Genomic DNA, 16,934 nt, shown 5'->3' on the forward strand with positions numbered 1-16,934 from the left:
TACAGGAGTAGCGGTATGGGGGAAGCGATCAAAATAACGCAGAATGAAAACGATAAGGATATGACGCGTTTAAGAACGAATCTAAAGGTTTGGTTAGTCTACAGTACTGACGGCTTTCATTCGCATATGAGTCAAGAACTAAAAAAATGCCGAAATGTTCATGTAACGTCGTTTTCTCTTGCGGCAATGAGTGAGGAATACTTAAAAAGTGCGGATGTTCCAGAGCTTATTTTCGTTGAAGCTCACGGGAATTGGGCACAAAAAATGGTTGAGTTGCAAGGGTATGATTTGTCTTTAGAAGACAAGGATTTGTCCTTAGTTGTGCTTGGTGATGAAAGTGATAATGGGTCACTAAAAATAGCACTGCGTTTAGGGGCGTCAGACTTTTTGTCTCACAATGTGACCCTATCGGACCTACTGCCACTGTTGAAGAAAACGGCCTCTGAAAAGCTTGAGAACTCCAGTTATGGAGAGTTTATCTTGTTTTTGAACACCAAAGGAGGGATGGGAGCCACCACCTTAGCGTTAAATACTGCCATTGAGATGGCCACGCAACATCCTAACGAAGTACTTTTACTCGATATCGATCTTCAATTTGGCGTGATACCTGATTATTTGAACATAACCCCCACTTACAGTGTTTCGGATGCGATCAACAATTCTAATGATTTGGATGAAATGTCTTTGGGTTCATTGGTAAACAAACATGAATCGGGTCTCCATGTTCTAAGCTTTAAGCATGAAAATAACGCTGATGACTTCGAGCAGGCACAGAAAATAGGTCGACTACTTCCTATATTACGTCGCTTTTATCCTTACGTGGTTATTGACCTGTCTAGAGGGTTAGATCATGTATTTGCATCTGCGATATCACCAGCAACTAAAGTGCTTCTGGTTTTACAGCAGAGTTTAGTGTCAGTAAAAAACACAAGTAGATTAATTAAGTCTCTGAAGTTTGAGTATGGCTTACAAAGCGACGCAATAGAGGTGATCCTTAATCGTTACGAAAAACGACATTCTATTAAGTTAAAAGACATTGAGCAGGCGGTGGGCAATCACGATATCCACCTGATGCCTAATGACTTTAAAGTGGCGCTAGAGAGTGCCAATTTGGGGCAGCCGTTAGTTCAGTCGAGAAAGAAAAGCTCAATTACTCGCTCTATCATCGATTTGTCTCATGTTCTATCACCACCAGAGCAAGAAGAAAAAGGGTGGTTGAAAAAGTTGTTTTCATAATGGGTTGATGAAAAGTAAACACGAGGGATTGTGATGTTCTTTAAACGAAAAAATGTAAATCCAGAGTTTGAAAAAAAAGTAGAACAGATTTCGCATGATTCAGAAGATGCCAATCCTGTTGACCGTTTATCCAATGTTGAGGCGTCTAGTCACTCTAGAAATAGAAATATAGAAGCGAGCGTTGAAAAGGAAAAAGCAATTGATGAGGCTCGAAAGGTTTTAGAGCAGGAACTATCAATCAAACACTTCTTTCACAAGCAGCTGCTTGAAACATTGGACTTAGGATTACTTTCGAGCTTGGAGAAAGAGCGCGCTAAGCTAGATTTGCACGAAGCGATCGTACAGCTAATGGCTGAAGATGGTAGCCATGCTCTGAGCGCAGAAGGTCGTAAACGAGTTATCAAGCAAATAGAAGATGAGGTTTTTGGTCTTGGTCCGTTAGAGCCCCTATTAGCCGATCAAACTGTGTCGGATATATTGGTTAACGGCCCTAAAAGTGTTTACGTTGAGCGAAGAGGTAAACTCGAAAAAACGCCCTATACTTTTCTCGATGATCGCCATCTAAGAAACATTATCGACCGTATCGTCAGTCAGGTTGGCCGTCGCATAGATGAAGCGTCACCTATGGTAGATGCCCGTCTAGTTGATGGGTCTCGTGTGAACGCTATTATCCCTCCTCTTGCGCTTGATGGTCCTTCTGTTTCTATCCGTCGTTTTGCTGTCGATCGTTTAACGATGGATAACCTGATTGACTACAATTCAGTTTCGCCTCAAATGGCTAAATTTGTTGAAGCTGCTGTTAAAGGCGAACTCAATATATTGATTTCAGGTGGTACCGGTTCAGGAAAGACCACTACATTAAACATCTTCTCTGGTTTCATTCCTCGAGATCAGCGAATTATTACCATAGAAGACTCGGCGGAATTACAACTTCAACAACCTCATGTAATTCGGTTAGAAACCCGACCTGCCAACCTGGAAGGGAAGGGAGAAATCAGTCAGCGAGAATTGGTCAAAAACACCTTGCGTATGCGACCTGACCGAATTGTGGTTGGGGAGGTGCGTGGTAGCGAAGCTGTTGACATGTTAGCGGCGATGAACACGGGTCATGATGGCTCTCTTGCTACCATTCACGCGAATACCCCTCGTGATGCCTTGAGTCGTGTCGAAAACATGTTCTCGATGGCAGGGTGGAACATATCGACCAAAAACTTACGTGCTCAAATCGCTTCGGCTATCCACCTTGTTGTTCAAATGGAACGCCAAGAAGATGGTAAGCGTCGTATGGTGAGTATCCAAGAGATCAACGGCATGGAAGGAGAAGTGATTACGATGTCTGAAATATTCCGTTTTCAACGTCAAGGTATTGATGAAAACGGCAATATTATCGGTTATTTCACGGCAACGGGGGTTGTGCCTCAATACCATGACCAGTTAGTCAAACGTGGACTCGATCTGCCTTTCGAGCTCTTTAGTGAGACCAAAGGTTAAGGAGAGATTATGGACAATGTAAGCGTTTCATTAGGTCTATTGTTTATCGCAGTACTTTTTATTTCCCAAGCGTTGTTGTTACCTGCTGCGGGTAAGAAAGCGAAGCATAAAGAGTTGTCTCGTCGCTTGAAAGAGACCCAACGTAATATCGATGCAGAGAGTTTGTCATTACTCAAAGAACACTATAACAAAGATTTATCTCCAGTAGACCGCAAGTTAATCGTCATTCCATATTTTGCTGGCTTAAAAAAAATGTTGGAACTCGCAGGTATGAAAGTGGCGTTAAGCCGGTTCTTACTGATTGTTTCTCTTTGCGCTGTATTGCTCTCATTGATATCGATAATGACCAACCAAGTGTGGTTCATAAGTGTCGCGGCATTCATCTTTGTTTGGGTTATTGCTTACCTATTTGTGCAAAATCGAGTGACTTACCGAATGGCTCGATTCGAAGAACAACTTCCTGAAGCGTTGGATATTATTCGACGTGCCTTACAAGCAGGGCAACCGCTCGTTCAATCATTTAATGAGGTAGGCGAAGAGCTTCCGGACCCAATCGGTACCGAATTTAAGAACACCTATAACTTACTTAATTATGGTTATGATTTACGTCTAGCGATTTTACAGATGACAGAACGAGTACCAACCGTATCAATGCTGGCTTTTTCTAGTGCCGTAATGTTGCAAAAAGAGACTGGGGGTAACCTATCTGAGAACTTACAAAAGGTATCTGAAGTACTTAGAGCACGCTTTAAATTGGAAAGGAAGGTAAAAACACTCTCTGCTGAAAGTCGTTTATCAGCATGGATCTTAACGTTATCCCCTTTTGGTTTGTTTTTCGCATTGCGGGTGGCTAGTCCCGAGTATATCGAACCACTTTATAAAGATCCGCGTGGTTTATCGATGGTCAGTGTCGGTATTGTTCTTTTGGCCATTGGGGCCTTGTGGATCAAAAAGATCATTAGCATAGAGATTTAACTTATGGAACTACTCAATATTGAAGTCTGGAAGCAAATGCTAGAAGAATTTGGGATCAGCTCTCAGGTGGTTATTTATGCGATGATTTTGCTCACTACTGTCTTGTTAACATTGACGGTTGGGTTTCTATTGTTAGGTGCACGATCTCCTTTAGACAGAAAGTTAAGACAAATATCTGAAGAGGGAAGTACAGATGGAAGGAAGCCCTATGATTTCTCAAATACGCTTGAATCATTAAGCCCTTTTATAAGTAAAGGGAACAAAAAGGATAATGAAACTTACTCAGAAAAGCTGATGCATGCTGGGTTCCATGAGAAGAGCTCATTATCAGTTTTTTATGCGTTGAAGGTTTTATCTAGCTTAATAGGCATCATCGCTGCTTTCATGGTTTATTACATAGCGTTGGGCGGAGATTACAATAACTTACTCATCATGACCTGTGTTTTTCTCGGAACATTCACGCCAAATATTGTTCTGAGTAAGTTACAAAAAGAACGTCAGAAAAAAATAAGAAATGGTGTCCCTGATGCGCTTGATCTTCTTGTTGTGTGTACCGAATCTGGGCTTGGTTTTAATGCTGCACTTGGTCGTGTTGCATCAGAGCTCTATGTCTCTCAGCCGGAGCTTGCGGATGAACTTGAGACTGTGTTTGCTAAAATTCAAGCGGGTGTCACCATGCCTGATGCACTTCGGCAACTTATCGAACGAACGGGTTTAGTCGAACTAGAAGGCTTGGTTTCTTTGCTTTCTCATGCATCGAGAATGGGGGGAAGCTTAGCGCAAACGCTACGTGATTATACGGAAGATTTTCGAGATAAACGCCAGCAAGCGGCAGAAGAGGTGGCAGCTAAAATACCGACTAAAATGTTATTTCCTATGCTGATATTTATTTGGCCTTGTTTTTTCATTGTTGCACTTGGCCCAGGACTACTTATCGTAATGGACGCATTGAGTGCGCCGGGAGCAAGTTTATGATGTTATACAATAAGTTCCTTCTACTTTTTCTACCAATACTACTACTTGGTTGTGCCTCATCTGATGAACCAACGAATCAATTTGATGCGGAATTGTACTCGGGTAAACCGATAGATACGTTAACGAATGATGACCCTCCTTTGAACGAGAAAGAGGCGATCATGCGTGGTGATGTAGCATTAAGGGATAACAATGTCGATCTTGCCCTGTATGAATACATTCGCTCACTGTCTTTTCCTGAGCAAGAGTTTCACGACAAAACACTGTTTACTATAGGTAAAATCCATTCATCTCGTGGCAACGCAGCGCTTGCCGAGAAAGCGTATTTGGCAGCCTTAGATTTCAATCCAGCACATACCGAGGTATTGGAAGAGTTGGGCGTTTTGTATACGAAGCAGCGACGAACAGATGAAGGTCGAAGTTATTTCTTTAAAGCGATTAATGCCGACCAAGTCCGTTTGAAAAGCAGTGAAACGATTAAAAACCACCAAGCGTTAAGCCAAAGCGAAGTCGCTAGCTTGAAGGTCGACAGTATGTCTCCTGCATCAGCGTATATGGGAATTGGTGTGTTGGAAGATGTCGACGGAAAGCATCAGATCGCACAAGAGTACTTCAAGAAGTCACTGCAGATAGACAAAAACTCATTCAAAGCTTTGTTGAATATGGGCTACTCCCATTACATGTACGGCAATTACAAAGAGGCTTATCAGTACACGCGCTCAGCTTTAGAGTTAGAGCCAAATAGCGAGAAGGCCCAAAATAATCTAGCGCTCATTTATCTGGCCTCCGGTGACGTGAAGAAAGCCACTAATATGTTTATGCGACATATGGATACGCCTGAAGCGTTGAATAATGTTGGGTATTTCCTAATATTACAAGGTAAGCCTGATGAAGCCGTTCCTTACCTTCAGCAAGCAATAGACAAGAAGCCATCATATTACAGAGTTGCGAACGAAAACTTAAATAGAGCACTAGCGGAAGTGAGAGAGATGAAGCAATAGTCATTTAAAATTTGGCTCAGTGAAAAGGATATTCATGTCGCCTAAAAGTGAAAATTTTAATAAAGATATCATCATTATCTCTGTCATCTGGTTAGTTTGTGCCACAGTGATCTTTATTTATAAGTGGGAGAGTGTTTCAACTCTTAACCTGAATGACAATGACGATTATATGCGTTTTGTTCAATTTCAGGATTGGATGTCAACTGGTCATTGGTACCTAGAGCCAATGAATAATTTTAATGCCGCTGATGGCAATATTATTCATTGGTCTCGTTTTCCTGATCTTATGCTGTCGCTTGTTGCCTTTCCATTGTTGTTTATCGTCGATGATAACCTTGCTTATGCAATATCAATCTCTCTTGTCCCTCTGCTTTATTTGCTGCTTTTTTCGCTGTCATGCTTTTACCTAGCTGACCACCTCTTTGGTGCCAAATATCGCTTTATTAGTATGATGTTTGCGATTTCTTCGCCTTCAATTATCCATTTTTTACCCGGTTCTATTGATCATCATAATATTCAGCTGATCTTCGCTGCCCTGTTTCTAGCTTTGACACCATTGAATCATGAGCAGCTAAGCCATTCGTGGCGTGTATATGCTCAATCTATCTTGCTGTCTTTATCTTTATGGACGGGGCTTGATAATGTTTTGCTATTCATGTTTTTTTCCGCGATTTACACCGTGTATTACGGTCTTGTTCGCCATGAGTGGTTTGGTTATATCTCTAATTTGTATGCGAGTTCCGCTCTGTTTGGGATTTGTGCGGTTTTATTAAATCGACCTTATGATGAGTTTTTTGTTTTTAAGTACGACGAAATATCATTTGTTCTCATCATTCTTTTCTTTTGTGGCTGGCTTTTCGTTAATGTTTATCATCGGTTTATGAATGAAGATAACAGCCTACTGCAAAAGGTTTTTCTGTTCGTATTTCTAGCTGTTCTATTTTTAATCCCAGTGGCAGTGCTTTACCCATCACTCAGTAGTGCGTTGTTTATTGATTACCCTCCGATACTTAAAGTGTACTGGCTAGACCAAGTGACAGAAGCGAAATCGATTGTTAGATATGTCGCAAGTCATGGTTTTTTCTCGATAGAGAATTACGCTTTGCTGGTGATTCCTGCCACTTTGTATCCACTTTTTAAGCGTAAAAATCACCACTGCACAATTTTGTATCTCATCTTTATGTTCAATTTAGCCCTTGCGATCTTTTGGCAAATTAGAGTCATGAGGTTGTGTTTTGTGCTAGCGGCTCCCCTGCAAGCATATGTGATTCTTCAGTTAGCAGATTACATCCGTTCCTCCATCATAAAAGCGACCGTTATTACTTCTGGAGCACCACTAGCGGTCGCCTTTGTCATTCTCGCGCTGTCGCCAACCGAAGAAATTACAACTACTCTTGATCAAAAGGAGCAATCGCTGAAGATTCATAACGTTTTAAAAGATAACGATATAAATTCGCACACTATACTTTCAGGAATTGAAACGGGGGCTCCAGTGTTGGCAAAAACGGATAATCGAATTATTGCTGCTCCTTACCATCGAAATATTGTTGGGAACCAATTTCTTATCGAGGTGATGCTAGAGGAAGATCTGAGCTTAGCCGAACGGAAAATCATAGAGAAAAGCATCGATATCATTGTTATTGGCAATGATCCGCATTTGTTGATTTTAAAGGACTCGGCGAGCGAGGGGGCATTGATCAATAAGCTGTACAGCTCAGATACACCAACTTGGTTAGATGTTGTGTACGACAATATTGAAAATGGGTACCGAGTGTTTCGAGTCAGGAAGAGTTCATGAATAATCAAACCGTAGCGGTGTTACTCCCGTGCTATAACGAAGCCGGAGCGGTTGGAAAAACGGTGGCTGACTTTCAACGTGCACTACCAAGTGCGACGATTTATGTGTACGACAATAACTCTACTGATGGCACGGTCGAAGAGGCGCTGCAAGCGGGTGCTGTTGTGCGCCATGAGTATCGTCAGGGCAAAGGTGAAGTCGTGCGACGGATGTTCTCAGATATTGATGCTGACATTTATATTATGGCTGATGGTGATGATACCTACGATGCCTCCATTAGCCCTACACTGATTGAACAACTGGTTACTGAACAGCTCGATATGATCATTGGCAGTCGAGAGCGCTCTTCCGAGGCTTATCCTGCAGGACATATTTTGGGTAATAAGATGTTTTCGACTCTGATAAATAAAGGGTTCAATGCTCAATTGAATGACGTTTTCTCTGGCTATCGAGTGATGAGTCGCCGGTTTGTAAAAACGGTCCCTATTTTCAGTGACGGCTTTCAAATTGAGACGGAACTAACCGTGCATGCATTGCACCACAATATGTCGATCAAAGAAGTCCCCACTCATTATCACTCAAGGCCTGAAGGCACGGCGAGTAAGCTGAATACATTGAGTGATGGGATCAAAATCCTCAACTTTATTTTGTTCCTGCTACGAGATGTAAAGCCAATGTTTTTTTTCGGTGCTTTGTCGGTGTTTCTTTGCTTTATCTCACTGGGATTAGGGATTCCCGTTATTATCGATTTTATTGATACCGGGCTCGTTGAAAGGGTCCCAACAGCTATTCTGTCTAGTTCAATTGCACTTATCGCGGTGATGTCTTTCTTTTGCGGCTTGATACTCGACAACGTGTCGCGTGGCAGACGAGAGATGAGGATCCTTTCAATATTAAGAAGTCACGATCACAAGCCACCTCAATAGGATTCAGGAATGAGAATAAACAAGGATGAAGACAAGGAGTGGCTCGATTATTTGTCCCGTTTCAGTGATGAATATGACGAGCGAGTCTACGAAAGCAGTACGACAGGCTATGTGATGAGGGCGGGTCATATAGCGTGTGAGAAGCCTTTCAGTAACAGAGAGTATTTCTCGAAGGTGTTAGAAGTGGGTTCAGGAACGGGTGAACATTTGAGACATGTTCAGCATAGTTTTGACGAGTATACGGTCAGTGATGGCGATTCAGCTGCACTCGAAGTGGCAAAAAGGCAACTCAGTAACACCAGTACTTATGACAAGCTCGTTTTTAATGTAACGAATGCACGAGCGTTAGACTTTGAAAGTAACTGCTTTGATCGTGTTATTGCGACACATATATTGGAACACCTTTATGAGTCTCATCTTGTGATTAAAGAATGGCTTAGGGTATTAAAGCCGGGCGGCACTTTGTCCATTTTGATTCTTACAGACCCAGGTATTGCATGGAAAGTTGGTCGTTATATGACGACAAGTAAACTTGGAATGAAAAAGGGGTGGAACTACGATTACATTATGGCGAGAGAACATGTTAATCCCTGCAATAATTTGATCGCCTTTTTAAAGTACTATCTCCCTGATAATAAACACTCTTTTTGGCCATTAAGCCCAATCCCGCTCATTGATTGCAATTTGTTTTTTAACTTCCATGGAATCAAGCCTGCTAGTTAAAGGTTCGACGGCTCCTATCGTTCAGTCGTAAGCAAGAAGTTAGGTATTCACTAACTTCTTGCTTCGGTTAGACCTTTAGTTAACAAAGCCAGTAAGAGCGCCGAATAGCATAAACATGCCGACAAGCCCTACGATTGGCATCTTGACCGTTTTCAATAGCCACACACCTACGATGATCAGAGCGAAGTCTAAACCGCCACTCACCGCACTTGTGAAGATTGGCTGATACAGAGCCGCAAGTAGTAACCCGACTACCGCTGCATTCACACCGGTAAGTGCACCAGCAACTAATGGTTTACTTGCGATTGCCTGCCAGTTTTTCAATACCCCCAGTAGTAATAAGAAGCCCGGTAAGAACACGGCGATTGTCGCTAACAAAGCGCCAGTAATTGGTGCCGATGGCATTAATACATAACCGAGGTAAGTGGCTAAGGTAAACATAGGGCCAGGTACGGCCTGTGCTGCGGCATAACCTGTTAGGAATGCATCTTGCGATAGTTGGTCACCAATACCATTCTGTAACAATGGAAGTACCACATGACCGCCACCGAATACTAAGCTGCCAGCTTGATAGAACAGACCAAATACCTCAATACCTTGAGAGTATGCACTGAACAGAGGAAGGCCAACCAACAGCGCAACAAAAATAACGAGCGGTGTTATGGAGATCTTGTGTGTTGATGCAACAGTTTTGATTTCTTGTGAGGTCAAAAACTTACTGCCAATGATTGCAGCAAATAGAAGTACCAAGATTTGCGGCCAGATCCCTGGAATTAACAGCAGGACAATCGCTGTCATTACACACAAGGCGGTCGCTATCTTCGATTGGCAAAAGTTTTTGTACATGCCAAATGTGGCATCAGCAACCACCACCACTGCGAGTAGCTTCAAACCGTGAATGATTGAATTAAACAGAGGTGCTTCCAATAGTTGATTGCTCACCAAAGCTAATATCAACATTAAGATGACTGATGGGGAAGTAAAGCCGATAAACGCAGCAATCGCACCCGTTAAGCCACCTCTTTTGTAGCCAACCGCAAAGCCAACTTGGCTTGAACCTGGGCCTGGTAGGAACTGACTGAGAGCAACAATTTGCCCGTACTCTTCATCAGATAGCCAGTTAAGTTTCTCAACAAAGGTTTTACGGAAGTAGCCAATGTGCGCAGCTGGTCCACCAAAGCTAATCCAGCCAAGCCAGAAAAAGGTTTTAAAAATTGAAAGCATGATCGATTCCAGATAAATGTTTAGCGTAATTTATGGTGACTTGCACTATGATTCAAATTAATTGTTTTAATTATAACTATTAATGAAATAGGTTCTTCTGGATGGCTGATTTTAACTGGAAAGGTATCGATCTTAACTTATTGATAGCTCTGCAAGCGTTATACAAAACGAACAGTGTAAGTAAAGCAGCTGAGCGCTGTTATGTCAGTCAGTCTGCAATGAGTCATAGCCTTCAACGACTTCGAAAGTTGTTTGATGACCCTCTGTTTGAGCGGGTAGGTAGCAAGATGGAAGCAACGGATAGAGCGATTGAATTATCCAGTACTGTCGATGCCTTGCTCAATACCATTCAATCTGAAGTACTACTCTCTAAATCATTTGATGCAACAACTTACAAAGGCAGTTGGAAGATTGGTCTTACCGATTATGCCGAGCAGATGTTTGCTCCAGTGTTGTTTGACCTCATTAAACAGTCCTCTCCTGATTCTCAAATTGCTTTGTTTAACGTAAATCGAGGTAACTATCAGCGAGTATTTGAAGATTCTAAGCTGGATATAGCGATTGGTAGCTTTGGTGAGGTGTCTAAGCTATACAGAACTAAGCATTTGTATACAGAAGAACACGTCTGCCTGCTCGACAATTCGGTTTTGTCGATCGAAGAGCCTATGTCTTTAGAGCAATTTGCATCTGTTGAACATGCTTTGGTCTCGCCTGCTGGTGTGATAAAAACTGGAGTCGACAATCGTTTAGCTGAACTTGGCTTAAGTCGAAAAGTGGTTATTGCTTCGAGTAACTTTTTAACAGTAAAGCGCTTAATTCGTGGCAGAGAACTGCTCTGTATAGTGCCTAAGCTGGTGGCTCGCAATGACATTGAGGGTGAAGAAGCACTGTTGGCTGTCAAGCCACCGATAGATGTACCGGATTTCGACATACAGCTTGTCTATAGGAAAGCGAAGCATTTAGATGATAAAAATAAGCTACTTAGAAGATTGATTACTGAGGCGGTGTCGTCTGTGATTGCTGAGTAATTTTTTGTATTGGGAGATAACCACACTTTTTCTAATTATTTAAGGAAAAATCAGGTTAATAATAAGAATCCGACTATACTTAATTTACGACTCAAAGCAGTCGTAAAGAATAGGCTTTTTGATTTACCTAAGTAAAAAAATTGGTTATATCCTCATGATATAGCTTAAAAAACTACCAGGCTAAACGGACTTAGTTGGTCTTAAAGCGCTAGCTCCCCCTAGCGCTTTTTCTTTTCATCTCGATTCAGGCAGAAGGGTTTGAATCCGTTGCAGCAGTCGCTCTATCTCTTGTTTCTCATAATGAGCAGTCACTTTAGGTTGGCTGCTTTCTCTTGGGAGTAATGTAGTTTCAATATGGTGTTGTAGCAAAGCATCTTGTGAATTAGCGTTGAGCTTCTCTGCAAGTACCACTGCTTGTCGACCGATGGTAGTGAAGTCTTGCTTGATAGTGGTCAATGGTGGGTTAAAGTAAGCGCTGTCTTCGATGCCATCAAAACCGACAACAGCGACCTTGTCAGGCACTGGGATTTGCAGTTCTTGCAGTGCGCGCAATGCTCCTAATGCCATCTGATCGCTTGCCACCAACACAGCATCAAATACAGCTTGCTTCGCGACAGCTTCGCGAACACCAAGGTAGCCACTTTCTGCTTGCCAGTTTCCTTGATGTTGATACGGCACTTTGCAATCGGCATCTGATAACACTGCTAACCAACTCTGGTGACGAATCTGTGATGCACTGGATTCATTTGGACCTGTGATCAATAGGTAGTTAGTTCGCCCACTCGCTATCAGGTGTTGAGCTGCAAGTTTTGCTCCTTCAGCGTGATCACCGCAAACATAGTTCACTTGGCTGTTAGAAGGGACATCAATGAAGATAAGATTTAAGTGTTGGTACTGTTCGACTAATAGCTCTGCATCGGCACTTTTTAAAGGCACATTCAGAATGATGCTGTCGACCTGTTGAGCCATTAATTCACGGATAGCTTCACGCGTGTTAGCGAGGTTGGGCTCTGACACAACAGAGAAAGCAATACCATAATTCATGTCATGAGCCTGCATTCGCACGCCATTGGCGATCATCGCTGCACCATGCAGTGCCATATCGAGAGTCACCAACCCAACGCTGGTGGACTTAGCTCGGCTGAGCATTTGCGCGCCCTTGTTTGGCACATACCCCAACTGTTTAATAGCCGCATTAACCTTGTGACGTGTTAATTCGGCGACGCTCTCTGAACCATTTGTTACTCGAGAAACGGTTTGGGTAGAGACACCCGCTAGCTTTGCGACATCTTTAAAGGTGACACTCATTATTCTGCTCATCAGACTTTGACAATGAAACAAGCCTAACCAATCTTGATGAAATAAACCTTGTACACCTTCAAATAAATGTCATTTGAAACACTATTTATGTTTCCGAAAACAGTCGATCTTGTGCAAATTTTGAAAAGGAATAACTGCTTTTAGATCACGTTATTTATTCGAATTAGTATTAATTATAGTCTCTAGGTTCACTATTAATCTCAAATTATGTTTACGAAAACAATATGAGATTGGCTATGAGCGAGTTTATTCATCTAACAAGTAAAAACCACAGTTTGATCATTAAATCAGGGCGTGTTCCAGAGATCCTGCACTGGGGAGCGAAGATCGCCAGTATTGATGAAGATCTGCTGTTATCAACTGAGAGACCGATTTCTCAAGCGCGCCTTGATGTCGATGTGCCGCTTTCACTTTGTCCTGAACTGGGCAGCGGCCACTTTAACGCGCCGGGAGTTGAAGGGCATCGTGATGGCTTGGATTGGGCGCCTGTATTCAATACCACACGTGTTGAAGCTGATACTACAGACGGTGAAGCTAACGTTCAGCAAGCGACATTTGTTCTTGAAGACACCGTAGCCAAGCTTGAACTGACCGTCGAAATTAAGCTTGATTACCAATCTGATGTGGTTCAAAAACGTGTCACGATTACCAATAAAGGCGACAGTAAATACTACCTCAACAAATTGTCCTCAACACTGCCACTTCCGAATCATGCTAATGAGCTGATGACGTTCCATGGTCGTTGGTGTCATGAGTTCCAAACACAGCGTCAGCGCTTTGAGCACGGTGGTTTCATGCAAGAGAACCGCCGCGGTCGAACCTCTCATGAAAACTTTCCGGGTATGTTTGCGGGCACTCAAGGATTCTCAGAGCAACAAGGTTTGGTGTGGGGCTTCCATTTAGGTTGGAGTGGCAACCACCAAATGCGTGCTGATGTTCGTAGTGACGGTCGTCGTTTTGTGCAAGCTGGCGAGTTATTGCTGGCGGGCGAATCCATTCTTGAACCTCAAGCCAGCTATCAAACACCTTGGCTATTTGGCTGTTACAGCAATTCAGGGCTGAATGGTATCGCTCAGCGTTTTCAGCAATTTGTTCGCGATAACATCATCAACTTTCCAACCGATAAGCTACGTCCTGTTCACCTAAACACTTGGGAAGGGATCTACTTCGATCATAAACCTGAGTACATCATGCAGATGGCGACTGAAGCCGGTGTGATGGGCGTTGAGCGTTTCATTATTGATGATGGTTGGTTCGTTGGGCGTGACGGCGAACGTGCAGCGTTAGGCGACTGGTATCTCGATGAAGCGAAATACCCAAATGGTTTAGAGCCTGTTATTGACCATGTGAACCAGCAAGACATGGAGTTTGGCCTTTGGGTTGAGCCTGAAATGGTGAGCCAAGATTCAAATCTATACCGCAACCACCCTGATTGGGTACTTGGTTTGCAAGGTTATCATCAGCCTTCAGGTCGTTGGCAGTATGTTTTAGACCTGCAAAACTCAGAGTGCTTTGATTACCTGTTCTCACGTTTAGATGATCTGCTCACTCGCTACCACATCACCTATCTCAAGTGGGACATGAACCGCGAATTGGTTCAACCTGGACATAACGGTAAAGCGGCAGTACACGGTCAAACTCAGGCTTTGTATCGCTTAGTTGATCAACTTAACGAGGCACACCCAGAGGTTGAGATTGAATCTTGCTCGTCTGGTGGCGGCCGTATCGATTTTGAAATCCTTAAGCGCACACATCGTTTTTGGGCATCGGACTGTAATGATGCGCTTGAGCGTCAAGCGATTCAAAAAGGCATGAGTTACTTCTTCCCACCAGAAGTGATGGGGGCACACATTGGCCCAGCTGAGTGCCACTCAACGAATCGTCGTCATAGTATCAATATGCGCGGTGTAACGGCATTAATGGGACACATGGGCGTTGAGCTAGACCCAGTAAAAGAGTCGCAACAAGAGAAGAAAGCCTTCTCTCACTACATCGCTCTGCATAAACAGTTCCGCCATATTCTGCACTCTGGTCGCAGTTTCCGTATGGATCCTGCGGATAAGAATCAGAACATTTATGGTGTGCAAAATGATGACGAGATGTTGATTACGGTGTGCCAATTAGCCATGCCAGATCATGCGCTTCCGTCACCCCTTCGAATCAGCTGCGTCCAGGACAATGCCCAATACCAAGTGAAGCTGGTGGAGATGCCACAAACCAGCTTCCAACTGATGAAGCAACGCCCTCAATGGTTGGATAAAACACTGACGTTAAGCGGTGACAACCTCAAAGAAATTGGATTGACCTTACCTATTTTAGACCCGGAGTCAGCCTTAATTGTGCATCTAAAAAAGATGTGAATTTCTGACTCTGAGTACCCCTACAAATAAAAATCTAAATATAAAAATTATAATCGGCAGCGAGGTAGTGCTGCCGCAATAACTAAACGAAAGGAAAACAAAATGTCTATTACAGTTCTGCTGTCATTTTTGTTGTTTACTGGTTTTGTTGTCGCGTATACCTACAACAAAGTTAAGAACGATAAAAACACCTCACAAGATGGATTCTTTCTTGGCGGAAGAAGCCTGACCGGTGGTCTGATCGCCAGTTCACTGATCTTAACCAACCTAAGCGCAACCAGCTTTGTGGGCATGAGTGCCCAATCTTACACGCATAATATGAGTGTGATGGGATGGGAAGTCGCATCGGGTGTCACGCTTGTCATCATCGCATTAATGCTTGTTCCTCGCTATTTGAAGCAAGGCATTACCACCATTCCAGATTTCTTGGAAAGCCGCTACGACATGTCTGTGAAGAAGTTTGTAACACTGCTTTTCTTGTGCCAGTACGTTATCAATATTTTGCCAACCACACTTTACGCTGGTGCCGTTGTTCTAGGCGAAATCTTCGATGTTCAAGCTTTACTGAATATCTCTGAATTTAGCTCAATAGCGCTAATTTCGGCGACAATCGGATTACTTGGCTTCTTTTACGCCATTTATGGCGGTCTTAAAGCCGTGGTAATTGCCGATACCATCAATGGTATTGGTCTGATTGTCGGTGGCATGATGATTCCAGTATTTGGTTTGATGGTGCTGGGTGAGGGCAGCTTTGGTGCGGGTCTAGACATTCTGCTGTATGCGGCGCCAGAGAAGCTTCAATCTGTCGGCACAGAAAGCGATCCACTGCCGTTCTCGACATTGTTCACAGGTCTACTATTGGTGAACTTGTATTACTGGGGTACTGACCAATCGATCATCCAGCGTGCATTGGGTGCTAAGAACCTAAAAGAAGGCCAGAAAGGGGTCATCCTTGCGGGTGCAATTAAGGTTATCTCTCCGCTGTTCCTGATCATTCCAGGTATTATTGCATTCCACATGTTTGGTGCTGATGCGGGCAACCCAGATACCATGTATACCCGTTTAGTTAACGAAGTATTGCCTAAACCGTTAGTGGGCTTCTTCGTTGCCGTGATGTTTGGTGCGATTCTGAGTACCTTCAACGGTGTGTTGAACAGCTCTACTACCTTGTTTGCATTGAACGTGTATAAGCCGCTGTTTGGTCAAGGTAAAACGGATGAAGAGTTGGTCGGTAAAGGACGTATCTTTGGTGTTGTGATTGCGATTATCTCGGTATGTATCGCTCCTTTCATCATGTACGCACCTGAAGGTCTGTTCCAGTACCTACAAATGGTGGCTGGTTTCTTTAGTGTGCCAATCTTTACCATCGTATTTGTTGGTTACATCTCTAAACGTGTGCCTGCTCTAGCAGCAAAAGTGGCGCTGGTGGTGTTCGTAAGTTCTTATGCGGCGATGCAGCTAATCTTCAAAACACCGATTCACTTCCTACACCAATTGGCGATTCTGTTCGTGGTATGTACCACGCTGATGTTCATCATTGGTCACTTTATGCCTCGCGAATCTGAGTACGAGATGCCAGTAAACGAAAATATCGATGTGACGCCGTGGGAGTTCCGCTTCGAGGCTTCAGCGATTATTCTTTACATGGTGCTTGGCGCTTACGTTATGTTCTCTGATGTTGGTTTTGTATCGGACGATCCAACCATCATGCAAGTTTATGGCGTGTGTGGCATTGTTATGTTGCTTGGTATTTTTGGACGACTAGCAAAACGAAAGAAGGGCGTTGAAGCGACGGCTTGATGCTCTAGGATAACTTGTTAACTATCTGATTATTTGGTAATTAATAGTTGGTTAAGTAAAAAGATCATCATAGGCCA

General features: G+C 43.2%; 13 protein-coding genes. 11 read left to right on the plus strand and 2 right to left on the minus strand.

Annotation, left to right across the window (positions count from 1 at the left end):
* The first annotated feature begins 15 nt into the window (after positions 1 to 15).
* The 8 genes from L1D22_RS03035 to L1D22_RS03070 are packed head-to-tail and all read left to right on the plus strand — an operon-like array spanning position 16 to position 9,125.
* Positions 16 to 1,236, plus strand: coding sequence for an AAA family ATPase (locus L1D22_RS03035; RefSeq protein WP_239828662.1), 1,221 nt, complete (start codon positions 16 to 18; stop codon positions 1,234 to 1,236).
* A gap of 33 nt (positions 1,237 to 1,269) precedes the next feature.
* On the plus strand, positions 1,270 to 2,727 hold the full coding sequence (locus tag L1D22_RS03040; RefSeq protein ID WP_239828663.1) for a CpaF family protein: 1,458 nt from the start codon (positions 1,270 to 1,272) through the stop codon (positions 2,725 to 2,727).
* Between the two features lie 9 nt (positions 2,728 to 2,736).
* On the plus strand, positions 2,737 to 3,702 hold the full coding sequence (locus L1D22_RS03045; RefSeq protein WP_239828664.1) for a type II secretion system F family protein: 966 nt from the start codon (positions 2,737 to 2,739) through the stop codon (positions 3,700 to 3,702).
* Between the two features lie 3 nt (positions 3,703 to 3,705).
* The gene (locus L1D22_RS03050) at positions 3,706 to 4,677 is read left to right on the plus strand and encodes a type II secretion system F family protein (protein ID WP_239828665.1); all 972 of its coding nucleotides are present in this window, start codon (positions 3,706 to 3,708) and stop codon (positions 4,675 to 4,677) included.
* Positions 4,674 to 5,678: a tetratricopeptide repeat protein gene (locus L1D22_RS03055; protein ID WP_239828666.1), complete on the plus strand. Its 1,005-nt coding sequence runs from the start codon at positions 4,674 to 4,676 to the stop codon at positions 5,676 to 5,678. Before L1D22_RS03050 ends, L1D22_RS03055 begins: the two co-directional genes overlap by 4 nt.
* 34 nt (positions 5,679 to 5,712) lie before the next feature.
* Positions 5,713 to 7,476: a hypothetical protein gene (locus L1D22_RS03060; protein ID WP_239828667.1), complete on the plus strand. Its 1,764-nt coding sequence runs from the start codon at positions 5,713 to 5,715 to the stop codon at positions 7,474 to 7,476.
* On the plus strand, positions 7,473 to 8,402 hold the full coding sequence (locus L1D22_RS03065) for a glycosyltransferase family 2 protein (protein WP_239828668.1): 930 nt from the start codon (positions 7,473 to 7,475) through the stop codon (positions 8,400 to 8,402). The genes L1D22_RS03060 and L1D22_RS03065 overlap by 4 nt, the downstream gene beginning before the upstream one ends.
* 9 nt (positions 8,403 to 8,411) lie before the next feature.
* Positions 8,412 to 9,125, plus strand: a complete 714-nt coding sequence (locus L1D22_RS03070) for a class I SAM-dependent methyltransferase (protein ID WP_239828669.1) — start codon at positions 8,412 to 8,414, stop codon at positions 9,123 to 9,125.
* A 75-nt stretch (positions 9,126 to 9,200) separates the two neighbouring features.
* On the opposite strand, the gene chrA is transcribed toward L1D22_RS03070, so the two are convergent.
* Positions 9,201 to 10,349 carry a chromate efflux transporter gene (chrA, locus tag L1D22_RS03075; protein WP_239828670.1) on the minus strand — a complete coding sequence of 383 codons (1,149 nt, stop codon included), beginning with the start codon at positions 10,347 to 10,349 and terminating at the stop codon, positions 9,201 to 9,203.
* A gap of 101 nt (positions 10,350 to 10,450) precedes the next feature.
* Here chrA and L1D22_RS03080 point away from each other — a divergent pair, with 101 nt between their 5' ends.
* Positions 10,451 to 11,377, plus strand: a complete 927-nt coding sequence (locus L1D22_RS03080; RefSeq protein ID WP_239828671.1) for a LysR family transcriptional regulator — start codon at positions 10,451 to 10,453, stop codon at positions 11,375 to 11,377.
* A 234-nt stretch (positions 11,378 to 11,611) separates the two neighbouring features.
* Here L1D22_RS03080 and L1D22_RS03085 read toward each other — a convergent pair whose 3' ends face one another.
* The gene (locus L1D22_RS03085; RefSeq protein WP_239828672.1) at positions 11,612 to 12,685 is read right to left on the minus strand and encodes a LacI family DNA-binding transcriptional regulator; all 1,074 of its coding nucleotides are present in this window, start codon (positions 12,683 to 12,685) and stop codon (positions 11,612 to 11,614) included.
* A gap of 248 nt (positions 12,686 to 12,933) precedes the next feature.
* Between L1D22_RS03085 and L1D22_RS03090 the strand changes: the two genes are divergently transcribed.
* Both L1D22_RS03090 and L1D22_RS03095 read left to right on the plus strand, forming a co-directional pair.
* Positions 12,934 to 15,057, plus strand: coding sequence for an alpha-galactosidase (locus L1D22_RS03090; protein WP_239828673.1), 2,124 nt, complete (start codon positions 12,934 to 12,936; stop codon positions 15,055 to 15,057).
* A gap of 102 nt (positions 15,058 to 15,159) precedes the next feature.
* Positions 15,160 to 16,857 carry a solute:sodium symporter family transporter gene (locus L1D22_RS03095; protein ID WP_239828674.1) on the plus strand — a complete coding sequence of 566 codons (1,698 nt, stop codon included), beginning with the start codon at positions 15,160 to 15,162 and terminating at the stop codon, positions 16,855 to 16,857.
* Positions 16,858 to 16,934: the final 77 nt, after the last annotated feature.

It is taken from the genome of Vibrio sp. Isolate34 (genome assembly GCF_022397915.1).
In the GTDB taxonomy this organism is placed as follows: Bacteria; Pseudomonadota; Gammaproteobacteria; order Enterobacterales; family Vibrionaceae; genus Vibrio.